This is a genomic window from Pseudoalteromonas sp. A3 (assembly GCF_025942345.1).
Lineage (GTDB): Bacteria > Pseudomonadota > Gammaproteobacteria > Enterobacterales > Alteromonadaceae > Pseudoalteromonas > Pseudoalteromonas atlantica.
In genome coordinates, this window is sequence record NZ_JAPCKL010000011.1 from 48,619 (window position 1) to 66,885 (window position 18,267).

Below are 18,267 nucleotides of genomic sequence, written 5' to 3' on the forward strand. Positions count from 1 at the left end.
AAATAAGAGCCGCAGCTTTATGATGCTATATGTCTTATTTATATTACAAATAAAAAGGTTAGCTCGGTGGAATTAGCAGATAACGAATACGACCTACTCGTCGTCGGTGGCGGTGTAAACGGCACTGGAATAGCAGCTGATGCAGCAGGCAGAGGATTAAAAGTGCTATTGTGTGAACAATCAGACCTTGCCAGTGCAACGTCTTCAAATAGTTCTAAGCTGATCCACGGCGGTTTACGCTACCTTGAACATTACGAATTTAGATTGGTAAAAGAAGCCTTGGCTGAGCGCGAGGTGCTGCTTAAAAATGCCCCGCATATTATGTGGCCGCTTACCTTTAGGCTACCGCATCAATCGCACCTACGCCCAGCATGGATGATCCGTATTGGCTTATTTATGTACGACAACCTAGCTAAGCGCGAAACACTTGCTGGCTCGCGTGGCATTAAATTTGGTGAAAACAGCGTATTAGAACCTTCAATTACCAAAGGGTTTGAATACTCAGATGGCTGGGTTGATGATTCACGTTTGGTAATTTTAAACGCCTTAGCTGCCCAAAACAAAGGCGCAACCATTGCTACGCAAACCAAGTGTGTAAGTGCAAAACGCATTGATAACCAATGGCAGGTAACGCTTGAGCAACAACAAACTAAGGCGCAACAAACTATTAAAGCCAAAGGTATTGTTAATGCAGCAGGCCCGTGGGTTGCAAAATTATTTGACGAAGCACTGATAGAAAAATCGCCACAAAATATTCGCCTTGTTAAAGGCAGCCATATTGTGGTGCCGCGTATTCACGATGAAAAACAAGCCTACATTTTACAAAATAAAGATCAGCGCATTGTGTTTGTTATACCGTTTGAGGATGACTACTCGCTAGTAGGCACCACCGATGTTGAACATAAAGGCGCAGCGCAAGATGTAAAAATTAGTGATGAAGAAATCGATTACTTAATCGATATTACTAACAGCTACTTTAAAAACCACATTAAACGCGAAGACATAGTACATACCTTTTCGGGTGTGCGCCCACTGCTTGATGACGAATCAGTGAATGCACAAAAAGTAACGCGTGATTACAAGTTAGAGCTTTCAAGTGAAGGCAAACACACTCCACTGTTAAGTGTGTTTGGTGGCAAAATTACCACTTACCGTAAACTTGCCGAAGCTGCAGTGAATAAGCTTGAAGAATTTTACCCGCAAATGAGTGAAGCGTGGACCAAACACAGCGCCTTACCTGGTGGCGACTTTAGCTCGGTAGAAGCGCTGACCAATGAGCTTAAAGCGACTTATAGTTGGTTACCAGAAATCACTCTTAAACGCTTTGTACGTACCTACGGGACTCGTGCAAAACTAATTTTAGGCAGTGCAACCCAGCTCAGTGATTTAGGCCAAGACTTTGGTCATGGCTTATTTGCAGCAGAAGTCGATTACTTACTAAATGAAGAATGGGCGGGTAACGCTTACAATATTTTATGGCGCAGAAGTAAACTAGGATTGCGCTTTAATGAAGCACAAGTGGCAACGCTTAATCATTATATTACGCAAAGCCAAGCGGCTAAAACAGCTTAACAGCAGCTTTAACCCTTACTTAATTTAAGAACTAGCCCCCAATAATTGCACAATCAATATTGGGGGCTTTTTTATATTTGCTTGGCTTTATTACTATTAAATAAGTAGTTAAAGCCACTTAACGTAGCCTCTTTTACGTCAAACTCTAAACATTGCACACCAATGCAATTTAACGCATGGGTAAAGCAGGTATTTAGTTGCTCTGTGCCAATAACCACTACTTTAGAATTATTCACCAATTGCCATTCACTGGCATGGCGTGCAGCGCGTACATCACTACCAATAAGCACGCCCGACAAGTATGCCTTGGCTTGCACTGGTGTTAACTCTTTTGAAAGCTGGCGCGTACGGACACTAAAAATACCGTGCGCCAAATTACCGCTGTCACTGCCTAACGTGAGTTCACAGCCTTGCTCAAATGCATGCCAATCAAACTCCCCCGCTTCACAGTCGTTAGGAATAAGTACACTTTGATGACATAGCAAGTCGTATAATTCGCCGGTCATTGCGGTTTTAAAACAGATAATTTGACCATCTTTTAACAGCACCCATTTAGTATGGGTACCGGGTAAACAAATGAGTACGTTGCCTTGCTGATAGGCCGGGTTTTGTTTTAAAAAACCTAAAATTTGCAGCTCTTCGCCTCGCATTACATCAAATAAATTGTTTTGTAATGTGCATTTTGTACCAGGCAAAGCACTGACTTTGTTACCTGCACAATCAAAATTAATTGCGCCACTAAGTAGGCTTTCGGGGTTTATAGGGCACGCTAAATAAGGGGTTTCTTTCCAGCCAATACTTGAGGTGATTTGCCCTGCCATATAAATAGGTAAAACGCCGTATTCGCTGGTCCATGGTGCAACGACACCAATTAAAGTATGTTCAAAGTTTTGTTTATCTCTAATCACACCTGGGCCGTCGCGCTGAGCAATTAAAGTTAACTGCCCTGTGGTATTTACGCTGCATAAATAGGCGCGTAAATGACTCGTGCCCCAATCTACGGCTATAAAAAGGTTTAAGTGCTGCAACTTAGAGCCTCCCACCGTCAATTTTAATACCTTGACCGGTGATCATACTGCTTTCGTCGGCAGCTAAAAAAAGTGCCAAATTAGCTACATCTTCAGGGGTTACTAACTTTTTAAGAGCCATGGCTTCCATCCACTTCACTTGCTCTTGCTCGGTAAACCAACTGGCTAATTGGCGGTCGGTGGCAACCCAACCCGGTAAAATAGCATTCACCCGAATACCAAATTCACCATAATCGCGTGCCAGTGCTTTAGTCATGCCGATTAAACCGGCCTTTGCCGTTACGTAACCCGCCATTTGTGGCTGCCCCATGATGGCATTGATAGAGCTAAAATTAATAATGCTCCCCGCGCCTTCGCTTTTCATAAAAGACATAGCGACTTGCGAGGCAAAAAACGCCGGATTTAAGTTAATTTGTAGGCATTGATCCCAATCTTGTACTGTAACGTCTTCACTGGCTTGGCGGCGGTCGTTGGCTACATTGTTTACCAGTACATTCATAGCGCCTAGTTCAGCACATGCATCTACCAAAGATTGCTGTAAAGCATTTGAGTCGGTTACATCAACCTGTCTAAACCACAATTTGGCGTTAGGCAGTGAGGCTATAAGAGATTGGGCAGCCTCGTTATTAATATCTATAAAGGCAATTTTGGCAGCTTGAGCGGCAAACGCTTTTACCATTGCACGGCCAATGCCTGAAGCGCCCCCGGTAATAAAAACAACTTTGCCAGAAATACTGGGATAGTGAGCGTGATTATTCAAATGCGTTTCTCCATAATACAGACTGCCCCTCTCAATATTTATAATTATTTGCTAAAGAGGATTACTGTTACAGCTGTGTTAAAATACTTGCCTTTAACAAAGTTTATAACATATCCTTTCGTACATTAATATGATATATGATATATAATAAAGCAATAACTCATTCGGATAACGCTCAATGAAAAGCCAACCTCGTCAAAATTTAACACAACAATTAACCCATGATTTAGGCTTTGCAATTGTGCGTGGCGTTTACCCAGTTAACGAAGGCCTGCCCTCAGAAGCTGACCTATGTGTAAAATACGATGTGAGCCGCAGTGCAACACGCGAAGCTGTAAAAATGCTCTCTGCTAAGGGCTTAATATCTTCTCGCCCTAAGCAAGGGATCCGCGTACTGCCAGAAAGCAGCTGGAATATGTTTGACACAGATGTACTGCGCTGGATTTTAAGCAGTAAACCGTCGCTTTCTTTATTAAAAGAGTTTACGCAAGTACGTGTCGCACTTGAGCCACAAGCCGCTGCCCTAGCAGCTGAAAATGCCAGCGCCGAACAACTTGCTGAAATAGACAACGCACTTGCCCGCATGGCCGATGCAGACCAAGGCTTAGACGATCCGCTTGAAGCCGATATTGCCTTTCATACCAGTATTTTAGTAGCCAGTAATAACCGCTTTTTTGTACAGCTCACTGAATTTATTAGCACCGCGCTGCGCGTAAGTATTCGTTACACCAACCACATTAAAGGTGTGCCAGGGGCCGACGTTGCAAAGCATGCTGATATTTTAGATACGATTAAATCGCGCAATCCAGAGCGCGCTAAAAAAGCAGTAGAAACCATTTTAGAAGAAGCGCTTGAGCTGATTGAGTCTAAACTCGACTAATAGCTTAAAAAACATTATTAAAAAAGGGAGCTAATTAGCTCCCTTTTTACTGCTTGCTATATTTTAAGCTTTGTTAAGCTCAAAAATAAGCGATGTTTGCGGGAATGAAATTGGCATTTGTAGGCCAAATTCCATCAACGCTTCACCCGTAAAAGTTTGCCCGTTAACAGCGGCAATAGACGAAGGTCGGTATTCTTCAAATTTAACAGGCCACACTAAATTAAGTGTGTACTGCGTATCTGCATCTAATCCAACAAAACGAAGCTTATTAGGCGCAGTGCGCGGTGTTTCGCGTACACTGTTATACGCAAATAACGCTTTTGATTTTTGCTCGTCGATTAAACCAAAGTTAATTGATAAATCGTCGCTATCGAGGCGGTACAAATCGGCAGCATGAATAAATTCACGGTGCTCTTTGTGCAGCGAAATAGCCGCTTTAAGCGCATTGTATTCGTGATCGGTCAGCTCGCGTGGGTCCATTTCAATACCCATGTGACCAAACATAGAAACCGCAGCACGCATTTCAATACTGACATTACGACCTGTGATATGACAATCACGAGGGCCTACGTGTGCGCCCATAACCGACGATGGGAAGAAGAACGAACAGCCGCGTTGAATTTCAAGACGGTCAAGTGCATCGTTAGAATCTGACGTCCATACACGGTCTGTGTGTGCAAGCACACCATAATCTACACGGGCACCACCTGACGAACAGCTTTCTATTTCAAGGCCAGGATGCACCGCTTTAATACGATCGATTAAGCGATACAGTGCCAGTGTTTGCTGATGCACCGCAGGCTTGCCTGAGAAGTTACCCGCGTGGTTTATATCGCGGTTCATATCCCATTTAATGTACTTAATTGTTGGGTATTCAACTAAAATGTCATCAATCGCTTTGTATAGGTATTCAACAACCTCAGTGCGCGTTAAATCAAGCACTAGCTGGTTTCTAAAGCTAAGTTGCTCGTTATTTTCTGAGCCTAATACCCAATCAGGATGAGCGCGGTATAAGTCACTATCTGGGTTTACCATTTCAGGTTCAAACCAAATACCAAACTCCATGCCTAAGCTATTTACATGGTCAATCACTGGCGATAGGCCGTCTGGGTAAATTTCGTAATCTACGGTCCAATCACCTAGGCCTGCATAATCACCACGGCGACCTTTAAACCAACCGTCGTCCAGTACAAAACGCTCAATACCTAATGGCGCTACTTTATCGGCTAACTGCTTTAGCGTGTCTACATCATGATCGAAGTAAATACCTTCCCACGTGTTGTAATGTACTGGGCGTGTTTTTTCGCGCTGCGCCTGGCTAAGTAAGTTAGCTTTAACAAAACGATGAAAATTACGCGACAGTGCACTAAAGCCATCGCTCGAAAACGAGCCATAAATACTTGGGCTTTGATACGTTTGGCCTTTAGCAAGAGTTAGCTCGCCCGGTAATAATAACTCACCCATTTGCACATAGCGGCGCCCTTCTGGTAGTAGCTCAGCGCGTAGCTTGTTGTTACCGCTCCAACCTAAATGAAAGCCATAACACTCGCCTTGTTGCTCGCCTGCGCCTTCGCTATGAACTAATAAACCAGGGAATACGTCGTGCGATGTTTTACCTTTGCGGTTTTCGCGTACAAAGCTGCCTAATACTAAATCTACCGATTGGCGTTGAAATTCGTTAGACCAACGTCCTTCAAAGCTCACTAGCTTGTTCATGCTATCGGGTAGTTGGAACGTAGGTGCGGCGCAAAAGTTAACGCTTAGCGGTGCATCACTTAAATTGGTTAATACGGTATGCGCACTTAGCACATCGGTGTTGCTATCAAGTGTGATGCTGTGCACTACTTCAATACCACGCAGCTCATCAACACTTACAAACTCTAAGCTAGAAGGGGTTGGCTGACGAACATCTTGAAGAGCAGGGCCAACTGACCAAGCTATGGTGTCGTTTGACAGCTCTAGCCCTGGCGCGCCGGTAAAGCCTTCACCTAATAGCGGAGAAAGAGAAATAGGTGCTTCTTCAACCACGGCACATTTTACTTCCTGACGAGTCGCAAGCTGAGTTAGCATTGTTTCAGTTGTTTGCTCAGATAGGCGCTTACCAAAATAAAGTAACGCTGGGGTTTTGCTCTGGCAGTCGAAAATAACGGTGCTGTTTGCGCTGTCTAATCGAAAGAATGGTTTAATATCAGCCATGATTCTCCTGTCCTCTTTAATGAAGATGAGTTTAATACGCGAGTACATTATATGTGTGCTTACTCGCCGCTTACTGCATCAAATTGCAGTCAGTGATTTTAAAATAATAGTATATATCATACAAATTGCTTTTAGATAGTGTTTACGGTGTAATTTAGCCAATATTATTACTGGCTATACCAGTAATTAACTTAAACAGCGGTTAAAAAATTTAATACCACCTTGAGCAATATTATATTTAGTGGGCTTTTAGTCTGGGGTAGTCTGTAAAATCCCAGCAGGTAGTCACACGTTTAGCCCCGCAAAATGATTAAGTATTATTGCCCATGGGTGTTATCTACAGTGTAGGTTAATTGAATAAATAAAAATCGGCCTAAGTTACCTTAGGCCGATTTAGTAATGTGTTAACTGGCTAATAAAAAGTGACTTAACTTTTTATTGCTGGTTATTTTGGTGCGTGCACTGGTGGCGTATCTTCAATAGCAGGTGTTTTGCCTGCCCACTGTGCATTTAAACCAAACACTACTTTATTAACGATTAACGCAAAGGCTACACATACAATAAGTGTAATTGGCATTAAGTGAATATAGTGTAGTTCAGTATGTAGCGGCGAATTTTCAAACGTCAGCATGCCATACATAACCACGCCTAAAATTACCGCGGCAATACCTGCACGCGCATCCACATTTTTAAACAATAAGCCCACTACAAAAATTGAGAATATAGGCATACTTAACAAGCCGTTTAACTGTTGTAGTAAGTTAATAATGCTGTCAGCTTGCTGATAAATTGGCACAAGCACAAGCGTTAAACTAGTAAGTAACAACGTAACGTAGCCACTTAGCTTTACTACACTTGGCTCTTTATTAAAGTAAGCTTCGTGAATATCACACACGTAAAGTGCCGTAGCCGAGTTTAATAAGCTGTTATAAGTAGAAAGCACTGCTGCCGCCATTGCTGCGGCAAATACACCCGTTAACCATGCAGGCATTACATCACCTACAATTCGACCATAAGCTGCATCGCCAATGTCGCCATACAATTTGTACGAAATAATACCCGGTAGCACCACAATCGCCGGTACAATTAAAAAGCGAATACCTGCTGCTGCAAATATCCCTTTTTGTGCTTCTTTAACGTTTGGCGCAGCCATTGCACGCTGGGTAATGGTTTGGTTAGTACCCCAGTAATACATTTGAATAAAGATCATACCGGTTAAAAGCGTAGGCCAAGGGATTGGCGAGTCAGCATCACCAATTAATGTTAAGCGCTCTTGTGGAATACCGCTAAAGTCGTAATCAATCGCGTTAAGCGCTAAAAATACGACCAGTATTGCCATACCTAACACTAATAAACCATTGTAGGTATCGGATACCGCAACCGCACGTAAGCCCCCAAAAAATGCATAAATAGCGCCTACTAAAGCAAATGCGGTCGCTATGTACATTAGCGGAATATCAACTTTAAACATGGTTTGCATAAATAGCGCACCAGAATAAATAACCGCAGGCATGTAAATTAGCGCGTTACCTAAAAAGAATAAGCCACCAATAACAGCGCGAATGTGCTTGTTGTTGTAGCGTTTTTCTAACAGCTCCGTGGTGGTTGTACAGCTGTACTTGTAATAAACAGGAATAAATACTTTGGCTAAAATAATAAGCCCTAAAATAGCCGCCAATTCCCACCACACGAGCAAGGCCATTTGATTGCCATTCATACCCACCAGCTGGTCGGTACTTAAATTTGTGAGCGTAATTGAGCCTGCTACAAACATCCAAGTAAGGCCACCGCCCGCTAAAAAATACTCTTTTGTTTGATTATCACCACTATTACGGTTTTGGCCTCGGCACTTCCAATATGTAAGTCCACCAATTAAAGCGGTTACAAAGAAAAAAACCACCAACTGCAAAATGTTGTCTGACATGTGTGTGTCTCCAGCGCGTTAAACGCAATGTCTGTCTATGTGAACGTATTAACCTATAAAGGCTAATTAATAAATTGCACCTTACAGTGCGTGTGCATCTCGACTTAGTTCTAACTTAATTTGCTTTAATGGCATAAGTTCAGGATGCTGGTTGTGACGCTTTACTAACGCATTTAACTGAAACAACGAAATAAGCATGCTGTTAAGTACGCTCAGGTAACCTTGTTTGTGTAAATTGGCAATGGTATCGCTGTCTAAAGTTTGCAGTTTATCTTCATCAACAGTGCTCAAACCTTGAATAGTTTGCGCCTCGCCTTGTTCAAACTGCAAAACAATATCTATGTTTTTAATAAGCCCTAAGCGGGCAATTTCTTGGGTAAATTGATACGTTTGGTAATCATTTTTTAAATCGCTTTCTAGTAGCTTTTGCTGCGCACTTAAATACAGGCTTGGGTTGCCTTTGGCGTCAAATAACGGCTCACCTTGCTGGGTATTAACGGCTGAGCTTTGCTCATCAATAGCAATAAAGTAATCACTGCTATTTGCCTCACGAGTGAGTAAATAAAGCGGCTGGGTTTGCATGCACACAGGCATGTACAGCGCTTGCCATTGATTGTTACTCACAAATAAACTTTGCTGAGCACTAAAGCTGGTTAAGCCCGAAATGGTGTAGCTGCCGTTGTGTGCGTTACGCGCTAAAAAAATAGGTAAATCGCAGGCTGCTTTTGCTACTTCGTTTGCACGTAGATTAACTAAATGCTGTGTTTTTGCGTATTCAACACCCGCATTAGGGTTAATTTTTATTGCTTGGTGTTGAGTATTTGATAGTTCACTAATTGCCATAGTTACACATCCTTAAACTGGGTTAGCCGCAAGCCACTGCTCAATATAAGCACGGTGAGGCGGCAACGTTTGCAACATCTGCTGTGTAAGCTGGCTGTTACGTTCAATTATTTGATTTGCTTGCGCATCGTTTGAGTACAAATACGCTTGCTTAGTAAAGTCGGGCTTAAAGCCCATACCGTATAAAACATACTGGTAACTGGCGGCAGGAAATAGCTCTAATGCGCCATGAAAATCTTGAATAAGAGGGCCACGCGTCCCCCAAAGCAGTAAATCTTCTTGTAAACTTTGCGGAATGCTTTGTGGTTGTACGTGCGCTTGCCAATAAGGCTCTGGGCGCTTAGTTAACATGTAATGTAGTTTTAAAAAGTCGATAATACGCTGCCAGCGATAATCCATTTGCTCATTAAAGCGCTTTGCAACAATGGACATTACTTGGGTATCGGCTGGCATGTGCTCTGCAACAAAGCGAGACGAAATTTCAACCAACATAATGGCGGTTGCTTCAAGGGGCTCTACAAAACCTGCCGACATTCCCACTGCAACACAGTTTTTGTGCCAAAATTTTTCGCGATAGCCTGACTCAAAACTTATTTTTCGGGCAGTTAAGCCTTTAGCGGCATCACCTAAATAGTTTCGTAAGTTTTGCTCGGCTTCTTCATCTGATAAAAACTTGCTTGAATATACATGCCCTACACCACGGCGATGCGTTAGGCCTATATCCCAAATCCACCCAGCATTTTGTGCGGTGGCAATGGTATGACTGGCCAGTGACTCATCACCTTCTTCGTAGGGGACTTGCATAGCTAGGGCGCTGTCGTTAAATAATACGTGATCCATTTTTTTAAATGGCACGTTAAGGGCTTGGCCTAATAACAGCGATGAAAAACCCGTGCAGTCTATGTATAAATCGGCGTTTATGGTGCGGGTTTGATCGGTTAAGGTAAGGGTGTCTATAGCCCCGCTTTCATCAAGCTTTACCTGATCAACGGTGCCAATAATGTGCTCAATGCCGAGTTTGCTCTTACAATGCTGTTTTAATAGCTCGGCAAAGGCACCGGCATCTAAATGGTATGCATAATTACAATTTGCTTGATACTCGCCTTGCGCAATGCCTCTCGGGGCTAGGTTTGCTTCGCAAATATCGTGCTGAAAATTAGTTTGCTGAGCAAAGTTTTCAACATTATCTAAATAGGGGGCTAAATCTATACGGCCGTAACCTAGCGGTACCGTAAAGGGATGGTAGTAAAAATCGTTGTTGCCATGCGTCCAGTTTACAAATTTACCGCCTTGTTTAAAGGTGGCATTACAGGCTTTAAATACATCCACTTCTCGCAAACCAATTTGCTGAAGCGTGTTTTTCATAGTGGGCCAGGTACCTTCACCTACACCAATTGTTGGAATATCAGATGATTCTACCAACATCACTTTTAAGCCATCACCCTTATTACCTTGGTGATACGAAGCGATAATTGCAGCGCTCAGCCATCCTGCTGTGCCGCCACCAATTACGGCGATTGTTTTTATTGCTTTATTCATAACGGACTACTCTTTGAGTACTTTATTGATAACCGGTTAGACAACAAATGCCCTTTCGGGCATTTGTTTAAATTAGTCTCATTTTGTGCAAATTAGCTACTAACTTTATTAGTAACAGTACTTATAATGCACTGCAATGAAAACTAAGAGGCAATCGCTGCCTCTGCTATCAATTAAAACGTACCGCGAATACCAAACGCGTAACGTGAGCCATTATCTTCTACAGAGTAGATTTGATTAGCAAAACGGCCCGTTTGCACTAGCTCTTCTTCAGTAATGTTGATGCCTTCGGCAAAAATAGTGAAGTTTTCGTTGATATCGTAGCTTGCACTAATATCCCATTGACCGTACGTTTCTACGTTCACTGGTTCGCCGTTAAAGCCGTTATCAACTAAGCGTAAAAAGCCCTCACGGTTGTTAAATGCAACACGTGCCTGCCAGTTATCTTGCTCGTAAAACAGCACTAAGTTTTGTGAATCACCTAACCCTTCAAGCGCAAATGTTTGGCTTGTATCGCCATCAACACTAATATCGCTATCTACTACCGTGGCATTAGCAATAAAACCAAAGCCGTTTTCAAACATATGAGTTACACCGATTTCGTAACCCGTTACCGTTGCAGACTCGCCATTTTGCGGGCGACTTACAGTGTAAACTTCTGAGCTACCGTTAAGTTCGGCATCGGTTTGGTCAGTACAGGTTGTACACGCAAAATCAGGGCCTGTACGGTCAGTCATGTCGTATGTTTCGTCGCCGGTTAGGGTAACAATAAAGTCATCCACTTCTTTGCTAAATACGGCAAAGCTAAATAAGTTAGCGTCGTTGTAGTACCACTCGTAAGAAATATCCCAGTTTTCAGATTGGAACGGCTTAAGTGCTGGGTTACCACCACTTGCTGTTAAGTTTTGACGACGAGGCTCGTTAAACGTAGTCGCAGGCGATAACTGTGACATAGTAGGACGAGTAATACTGTCGTACGCTGCAAAGCGTAAAATCATGTTGTCTTGCAGTTCAAGCTTAACGTTAAAAGAAGGAAGTAAGTTTGAGTAGCTCGTCCCTTCTTGAATGTCTGTTGCCGGGCCAAATACGTTTTGGAATAAAGTGGCATCAGAGGTAGGAATAACATCGCTGATAAAGCTTTGTACAGCCGCTACTTCAATATCAGTTTCTGAGTAACGTGCACCCATGTTAACCGTAACTGGCATATCAGCTAGGTCAAAACCAATGGTAAAGTCCATGTAAAGGCTAGTGATATCTTCGTTAATTGTGTAACGGTTATTTTGTAGTGTTGGCTCTACAGGGAAACCTTGGTCAGCAAGGTAATCAAGCATTTTGTCGCCGTCGTAGCTATAAAATGTATCGATTAAACCTGGGAAGTAGTTACTTGCTGAGTAAGCTTCAAAATCAATTTCATCAAGTGGCGCTTCAGTGCCGTAACCACAAAATTGACATTGGCTACCAAAAATTTGGAAGCTTGATTTTTCACGTTCTTGACGATAAGCACCAAAGTTAATGCGATCAACTGGGCCTTTATCTGGTACGTATTCAAAGTCGGCTTTGATTTCGGTAATTTCATCTTCATCAGTAAACTGGTTACCAATTTCGTTGTAGTGAAGACGCGCAAGGCTTGCATCTGGCAGCGAGCCATTTTCAAAACCATCATGCTGTACGGTAGGAACGCTACCGGTGCCGTCAAAGCTGTAGCTGTTAATAATACCCACTACGTTAAAGCGGTCATTACCAGCACGGTCGTTTTCAGCTGTTGAGCGAGATACGTCAAATTTTGCTTTTAATGACTCGTTTACTTGCCAGTCAACGTTAATACCAAATGCTTTGTTAGTTACATCACGCGAGTTACGTGTGTGTGATACAAAGTCGGTTGCAGGGTTGCCACTGGCGTTACCTAAACCTACTTCTTGCGTAAAGGTAAGCAAGGTGCCCGTTTCTGGATCGATTGTTGCGCTACCTACGCGGTCTGGTTCAAACCAAGAAGCTAAATCGCGTACTGATGAGTCCACTTCAAATTTAGAAATTAAACCATCTACGGTAATAGTAATATCGTCAGACGGTGCATATTGTAATACTAAGCTTGCATTAGTACGTTCACGGTCTTGCTCATCTACAACTTGGTCCCAGTTACGTGGGATGTATGCATTGTCGTACAATACGCCGTCTTGTGGATTTGAAATAGTTTGTCCACCGCGCCAACCAGCCGTTAAAATTTGGTTGTTTTGCAGCTTACGTTGTTGGTTAGTGATGGCAAAAAGCACACCGAGCTTGTCGTCGTTAAACGTATTACTTACTAAAAATGAAGCCGATGGCGATACTTCTTCAGAAAGGCTTTCGTACATACCTTTCACTGAACCAATCACATGTAAGCCACCAAAATCGAATGGACGAGCTGTGGTTACGTTAACCGTACCACCAATGCCGCCTTCTTGAAGCGTTGCACTGTTACTTTTATAAATATCAGCACCGGTGATTTGGTCTGCCGCTAATACATCAAAATTAAATTCACGCCCTGCACTGTCAGTCGCAATTTGACGACCATTTACAAGTACCGTGTTAAATTGTGGACCAAAACCACGAATTGTTACTGCTTGCCCTTCACCGCCACTACGGTCAATGGCTACACCTGTAATACGTTGCAGAGACTCTGCTACGTTTAAATCAGGAAATTTACCAAGATCTTCTGCTTTAATCCCATCGGTTACAACATTAGATGCTTTTTTATCTAACATTGATGAACGTAAGCTGCTGCGAATACCCGTTACCGCGATAACCTCAACATCTTTATCTACTACTGTCGGTGTGTCGCCTTCAGCGCCTTGAGCTGCAACGTGGCCGCTTGCCAATATGCCTGTAATAGCAATACTGAGTGCGGTTTTCTTGTTGAACGATAACTTATTGTTAATTATCATTTTTTAAAAACTCCTGATTGTGTGTAGTCATTTTGTCGTTGTGTGGTGTGTATAGCTTCAAATACTATTTATAATATAAATACTTTAAATTGAGCAAAAGTGCAACCTTTTCCTTAATTATGGCTATCTTTTTGTTACGTGTATTTTTCTTTTTGTTTTCTTTAATTTAACAGTGGAATTAGTACGTTATTGCGAAAACGCAAAAATTATTTGCTGATTATATTCTTCATCCGGCAATAAATTCGCTTTTGGATAATCGCTTCTATTTGCTGCATTGGGCCAGTTTTGAGCTTCTAAACACACCGCTTGGCGTGCTTTAAAAGGAGAACCTACAAAATTTGCCGTATAAAGCTGCATACCAGGCTGGGTACTTTTAAGGGTTAAATTAACGCCCGTGTGTGGCGAGGTTAATGTAGCCATTGTTTTTAAACGATTGTCATCACTAAAAATATAGCAATGATCAAAGCCACTACCGGCATCAAGTTGCGCATGCTGTGCGCAAAGTGCATCGCCAATGGGCTTAGGGTGAGTAAAATCAAAGCAGCTGCCCGAGCCATCTTCATGATGGACAAGCGGTATACTGTTACTATCGATAGGTAAATACGTTGCGGTATTTATTTGCAGCAGGTGATTATTAATGCTCTCACTGCCTTCAAGATTAAAATAGCAGTGGTTGGTAAAGTTAACGAGGGTTTCTTTATCGGTAATGGCTTTGTAACTGAGGATTAGCTCGCCATTGCGTGCAGTAATTGTTTGCCAAACTTGTAATTGGCCAGGAAAGCCTTCTTCTCCATCTGCCGAGCAGTAATAGAGCTCCACTTCATTATTGCTTTGTTTAGTGACTTGCCACAGTACTTTATTAAAGCCTTTTTCGCCGCCGTGTAAGCTATTTGGGCCATTATTTGCTTTAAGTTGGTACTCTGTGCCTGATAATACAAAACGTCCGTTTTCAATACGATTTGCGTAGCGCCCGACTGTTGCCCCTAAATAAAATGGGTTTTCTAAATAATAAGCAGGTTCGTTAACGCACAGTGTCATCTCTTGGTTATTAAACTTTATGCTTTTGATAATAGCGCCAAATGGCAATATTTCTGCAGTTAAGCTTTTACCATCGCTAAGCGTTATTACCTCTAACGGTTTATTGCCAGTTGTAGATGCCACATTCATTCTCCATAAACTACCAGCTCAACAGTACCTGTCATAGCGGTGCAACAATATATAATATAAATAGTATATAAGTGAGAAGCGTAACTCAATCAAAATGCATTAAAATAACGCTATAAAAATTCACAGCTGTCGCTTGTGGTTTACATCAACGCTCCTCGTTGCGTGGAGTAAATGCACCTAGTTAAACTAGGTGTTCGCTGAGTGCTGCGACTTCTGCTTCGCTTAAATTTTGTTTAGCTTTGTTTTTAAAGTTATAACGCACTAATACAGTTTTACCCACAACACAGCATTTACCTTGCTGCCACGCCTCTTGCTTAATGGTAAAAGAGCTATTTCCTACATGCTCAACGGCTGTTTTAATCGTCACTTCGTGAGCATAAAATAATTCCCCTACAAACGATGCTTCTATTTTAGCGATGATCAGTTTCCAGTCGTGTGGGTTAAGATCAGGGGTAAAAAATTTAAAAATAGGGACGCGTGCGGCTTCAAACCACACAGGTAGTACGGTATTGTTGATGTGTCCGAGTGCATCTGTTTCGCTAAAGCGCGGTATCACTTTTTCAATAAACATAAAAATCCAAATAATAACTAAATAAAAAGGTAAATCATGACGGACTTTATCCACGTTATTGATAACGCGTTAAGCGATGATTTTTGCGATAACTTTATTACCACATTCTCTAACAGCCCGCATGTAAAACAAGGTGTAACCTCTGGTGGTGTGGACTTAAAAAAGAAAGACAGCCACGACCTGCAATTAAACAGTTACCCAGAATACGCCCAACAATTAAAGCATATTCAGCAAACCACTGCACAGCATGTTTTTAACTATGTAGAAGCACACTTTTTTATGCTAATTGGCGCATTTGGCTTAAAAGTTTATCACCCAAAAACGGGGGATGTGGTGGATTTAACTCAGGATAACTTTGACGAAGTGGGCAAACCACAGCTCTCTGTGTTGGTGCAGCAAATATTTAGACTTGGGAACATTCAGGCGCAAAAGTACGAGGTAAATAAAGGCGGCTACCCTTACTGGCATAGTGAAGTGTATCCACAGCTACAACACAATGAAGCCCTACACCGTGTATTATTATTTATGTTTTATTTAAACGATGTAGAGGAAGGTGGCGAAACAGAGTTTTATTATCAAAAACGTAAAATTGCGCCTAAAAAAGGCACTATGGTCATTGCCCCTGGCTACTTTACGCATACCCATCGAGGTAATAAGCCGGTATCGAACGATAAATATATTTTAACTTCATGGGTGCTATTTAATCGCGCAGAGCACATATACGGCACACCTAAAAGCTAAAACAGTCAGCGGTCAAACACTAACTAACCGCTGACTACTTTAATGCATTTGAGCTTTAATAAGAGTTATTCACAAGCGCAGATTTGTATTCATACCAATCCGCGATAATACTTAATTATGCGGATTGGTATAAACTGTCAGTTTCAAAGAAGTTGATCAAACAAATCAAATAACTTATCTAGCTCTTCGGTGGTGTTGTAATGCATACAACCAATGCGCACTACACCGCCTTTATCAAGTACGCCTAACTGCTCACATAAGCCTTGTGCATAAAAATTACCATCCCATACACAAATATGCTGTTTGCCTAAAAACTCAGACACTTCACGCGGCTCTAGCCCTTCAAAGGTTAAAGCAAATGTAGGCGTACGCTCGTTTAAGCGCTCTAGGTCATCAATGCCAAATAGCTTAATGCGCGGGTAATTAACTAAACGCGTTAAAAAGTACTCACTAAGCGCCATTTCGTGCTGCTTTGTTTTAGCAAAAGCCGCAGTTAACTTTTCACGGCGCGTGTGGCTTTCATCAAGCCCGCTAATTGCAGCAATGTAATCAACAGCGGCAATAAAACCTGCTAAGGCTTCGAAGCTTTGCGTGCCTGTTTCCCATCGACCTGGTGCTACATCTTTAGCTGGTTCTACTTTGTAAGGCGTAAAACCTTCAAGATGCTGTGTTTTACCGTACACCATGCCTAAGTGAGGACCAAAAAACTTATAGGCAGAACAGGCCAAAAAGTCGCAATCAAGAGCCTGAACATCAACAAGCTCGTGCGGTGTATAATGCACGGCATCAACGTACACTAATGCGCCTACAGCATGGGCAAGCTCTATAATACGTTTTATATCGTTAATAGAACCCGTAGTATTTGAAGCGTAAGTTACCGCAACCAGTTTAGTATTGCTGTTTAATAAGCTTTCAAACTGCGCCATATCTAAGCTGCAATCAGCCTCGTTAATTAAAGCTGTTTGAACTTTAGCGCCTTTATCTTGCGCTGCTTGCTGCCACGACGATACATTTGAGAAGTGATCAGCGTTAGTTACAATAATCTCATCACCGGCTTGCCAATTGCGTGAAATAGCACGGCTAAAGCTAAAGGTAAGGCTGGTCATGTTAGGGCCAAACACTATATTTTGTGCACTTGGCGCATTAAGTAAATCGGCTGCTGCTTGGCGCGCATTTGCCATTAACTCAACGGTTTTATCACTTGAAAAAAACGCACCGCCTAAGTTTGAGTTGTAGTGCCCTAAATAAGCAGTCATTGCACTTAGTACAGACTGCGGCACTTGAGAGCCACCTGGGCCATCTAAAAATATTGGCGATTTACCATCAACGGTTTGTATTAATGCAGGAAACTGCTCACGTAATTGCGCTATGTTCATGAGCATTCCTTAAGAGGTAAGTACAAAACAATCCAGGTAACCTGGCTTGTTTGTATCTACTTTGTTCATTGGCGTTGCATTGTGCCAAACTTGACGGTCGTTTATTAGTGCAAACATTCCGTCTTTAATTTCCATTTTAAAACACGGTTCTGCTTGCTTGTTTTCGTATACAAGCAGCTCGCCGCCTTCTAAGTTTTCGTGAGAAACACCACATACACAAACATGGTCAAACCCATCTTGATGCACACCTTCAGGTGCTGCCGGCGTATCGCTATCAATGGCAAGCATTCTAAATTGGTGAATTTCAATATCACGGCCTTCATCAATGCCGGTAAGCTCACAAAACTCACTTACAATGCTTTTCATACCTTCTGACTCAAGTAAGCTTTGCTCTAAGTTTTCATAAGTACGCTCAACATTACCCTGAAAGGTGTTAATAGAATCGTCTTGAACAAACGCTTTGGCAGCTTGTAGTTTTAGCTCACCATTTTGAAATTTAATTACCGAGTAACGACGCTTACGAAATTCACCATCTGCATACGGATTAGCAGGTAGGTTATCAAAAGAAGGCTTAACCAAGTCAATATTTGCTTGGTTAATAAAACGAAGTTGCAGTAAATTCTGGTTGTTTAATGCAGTCATAAAATCTCGCTTAAAATAATGAGAATATTGAAAGAGATTTTAATGCATGTAGAAAGGAATATTTGCTTTATTATTTATATAAAAAGTGGGTAATGGTTATATTTAAT

Annotated in this window: 14 protein-coding genes; 3 read left to right on the plus strand and 11 right to left on the minus strand. The window is 42.1% G+C overall.

Features of this window, described 5'->3' with window-relative positions; all coding sequences use genetic code 11:
• Window positions 1–66: 66 nt before the first annotated feature.
• The gene (gene glpD, locus OIZ54_RS16285) at window positions 67–1,572 is read left to right on the plus strand and encodes a glycerol-3-phosphate dehydrogenase (protein WP_004588174.1); all 1,506 of its coding nucleotides are present in this window, start codon (window positions 67–69) and stop codon (window positions 1,570–1,572) included.
• Between the two features lie 71 nt (window positions 1,573–1,643).
• Here the strand turns inward: glpD and OIZ54_RS16290 are convergent, their stop codons facing one another.
• Both OIZ54_RS16290 and OIZ54_RS16295 read right to left on the minus strand, forming a co-directional pair.
• Window positions 1,644–2,600: a 2-dehydro-3-deoxygalactonokinase gene (locus tag OIZ54_RS16290; RefSeq protein ID WP_121636845.1), complete on the minus strand. Its 957-nt coding sequence runs from the start codon at window positions 2,598–2,600 to the stop codon at window positions 1,644–1,646.
• Window position 2,601: 1 nt separating this feature from the next.
• Window positions 2,602–3,360: an SDR family NAD(P)-dependent oxidoreductase gene (locus OIZ54_RS16295; RefSeq protein ID WP_264390833.1), complete on the minus strand. Its 759-nt coding sequence runs from the start codon at window positions 3,358–3,360 to the stop codon at window positions 2,602–2,604.
• A 178-nt stretch (window positions 3,361–3,538) separates the two neighbouring features.
• Here OIZ54_RS16295 and OIZ54_RS16300 point away from each other — a divergent pair, with 178 nt between their 5' ends.
• On the plus strand, window positions 3,539–4,240 hold the full coding sequence (locus OIZ54_RS16300) for a FadR/GntR family transcriptional regulator (RefSeq protein WP_004588172.1): 702 nt from the start codon (window positions 3,539–3,541) through the stop codon (window positions 4,238–4,240).
• A 63-nt stretch (window positions 4,241–4,303) separates the two neighbouring features.
• Here the strand turns inward: OIZ54_RS16300 and OIZ54_RS16305 are convergent, their stop codons facing one another.
• The 7 genes from OIZ54_RS16305 to OIZ54_RS16335 form a co-directional block, all read right to left on the minus strand.
• Window positions 4,304–6,436, minus strand: a complete 2,133-nt coding sequence (locus tag OIZ54_RS16305; protein ID WP_264390834.1) for an alpha-galactosidase — start codon at window positions 6,434–6,436, stop codon at window positions 4,304–4,306.
• A gap of 445 nt (window positions 6,437–6,881) precedes the next feature.
• Window positions 6,882–8,360, minus strand: coding sequence for an SLC5 family protein (locus OIZ54_RS16310; RefSeq protein WP_264390835.1), 1,479 nt, complete (start codon window positions 8,358–8,360; stop codon window positions 6,882–6,884).
• 81 nt (window positions 8,361–8,441) lie between these two features.
• Complete coding sequence (locus tag OIZ54_RS16315; RefSeq protein ID WP_096041016.1) at window positions 8,442–9,203, minus strand: SapC family protein; 762 nt, start codon at window positions 9,201–9,203, stop codon at window positions 8,442–8,444.
• Window positions 9,204–9,215: 12 nt separating this feature from the next.
• Window positions 9,216–10,742 carry a tryptophan halogenase family protein gene (locus OIZ54_RS16320; protein WP_264390836.1) on the minus strand — a complete coding sequence of 509 codons (1,527 nt, stop codon included), beginning with the start codon at window positions 10,740–10,742 and terminating at the stop codon, window positions 9,216–9,218.
• 173 nt (window positions 10,743–10,915) lie between these two features.
• Window positions 10,916–13,663 carry a TonB-dependent receptor gene (locus OIZ54_RS16325; RefSeq protein WP_024032017.1) on the minus strand — a complete coding sequence of 916 codons (2,748 nt, stop codon included), beginning with the start codon at window positions 13,661–13,663 and terminating at the stop codon, window positions 10,916–10,918.
• A 186-nt stretch (window positions 13,664–13,849) separates the two neighbouring features.
• Window positions 13,850–14,824 carry an aldose epimerase family protein gene (locus OIZ54_RS16330; RefSeq protein ID WP_264390837.1) on the minus strand — a complete coding sequence of 325 codons (975 nt, stop codon included), beginning with the start codon at window positions 14,822–14,824 and terminating at the stop codon, window positions 13,850–13,852.
• Between the two features lie 187 nt (window positions 14,825–15,011).
• Complete coding sequence (locus tag OIZ54_RS16335; protein WP_264390838.1) at window positions 15,012–15,401, minus strand: acyl-CoA thioesterase; 390 nt, start codon at window positions 15,399–15,401, stop codon at window positions 15,012–15,014.
• Window positions 15,402–15,437: 36 nt separating this feature from the next.
• Between OIZ54_RS16335 and OIZ54_RS16340 the strand changes: the two genes are divergently transcribed.
• A complete protein-coding gene (locus OIZ54_RS16340) occupies window positions 15,438–16,142 on the plus strand; it encodes a 2OG-Fe(II) oxygenase (protein WP_004588165.1) in 705 nt (234 codons plus the stop codon).
• A 143-nt stretch (window positions 16,143–16,285) separates the two neighbouring features.
• Here OIZ54_RS16340 and OIZ54_RS16345 read toward each other — a convergent pair whose 3' ends face one another.
• Both OIZ54_RS16345 and OIZ54_RS16350 read right to left on the minus strand, forming a co-directional pair.
• Window positions 16,286–17,518 (minus strand): cysteine desulfurase-like protein, encoded by a 1,233-nt coding sequence (locus OIZ54_RS16345; RefSeq protein ID WP_264390839.1) that lies wholly within the window; start codon window positions 17,516–17,518, stop codon window positions 16,286–16,288.
• Between the two features lie 9 nt (window positions 17,519–17,527).
• On the minus strand, window positions 17,528–18,160 hold the full coding sequence (locus tag OIZ54_RS16350) for a 2OG-Fe dioxygenase family protein (protein WP_004588163.1): 633 nt from the start codon (window positions 18,158–18,160) through the stop codon (window positions 17,528–17,530).
• Window positions 18,161–18,267 lie beyond the last annotated feature (107 nt).

Bases quoted from the DNA above. Each gene is read 5' to 3' on its own strand.
- OIZ54_RS16335 (WP_264390838.1), bottom strand. From the start codon at position 15,401: ATGTTTATTGAAAAAGTGATACCGCGCTTTAGCGAAACAGATGCACTC.
- OIZ54_RS16340 (WP_004588165.1), top strand. From the start codon at position 15,438: ATGACGGACTTTATCCACGTTATTGATAACGCGTTAAGCGATGATTTT.
- OIZ54_RS16305 (WP_264390834.1), bottom strand. From the start codon at position 6,436: ATGGCTGATATTAAACCATTCTTTCGATTAGACAGCGCAAACAGCACC.
- OIZ54_RS16345 (WP_264390839.1), bottom strand. From the start codon at position 17,518: ATGAACATAGCGCAATTACGTGAGCAGTTTCCTGCATTAATACAAACC.
- OIZ54_RS16310 (WP_264390835.1), bottom strand. From the start codon at position 8,360: ATGTCAGACAACATTTTGCAGTTGGTGGTTTTTTTCTTTGTAACCGCT.
- OIZ54_RS16300 (WP_004588172.1), top strand. From the start codon at position 3,539: ATGAAAAGCCAACCTCGTCAAAATTTAACACAACAATTAACCCATGAT.
- OIZ54_RS16320 (WP_264390836.1), bottom strand. From the start codon at position 10,742: ATGAATAAAGCAATAAAAACAATCGCCGTAATTGGTGGCGGCACAGCA.
- OIZ54_RS16315 (WP_096041016.1), bottom strand. From the start codon at position 9,203: ATGGCAATTAGTGAACTATCAAATACTCAACACCAAGCAATAAAAATT.
- OIZ54_RS16325 (WP_024032017.1), bottom strand. From the start codon at position 13,663: ATGATAATTAACAATAAGTTATCGTTCAACAAGAAAACCGCACTCAGT.
- OIZ54_RS16350 (WP_004588163.1), bottom strand. From the start codon at position 18,160: ATGACTGCATTAAACAACCAGAATTTACTGCAACTTCGTTTTATTAAC.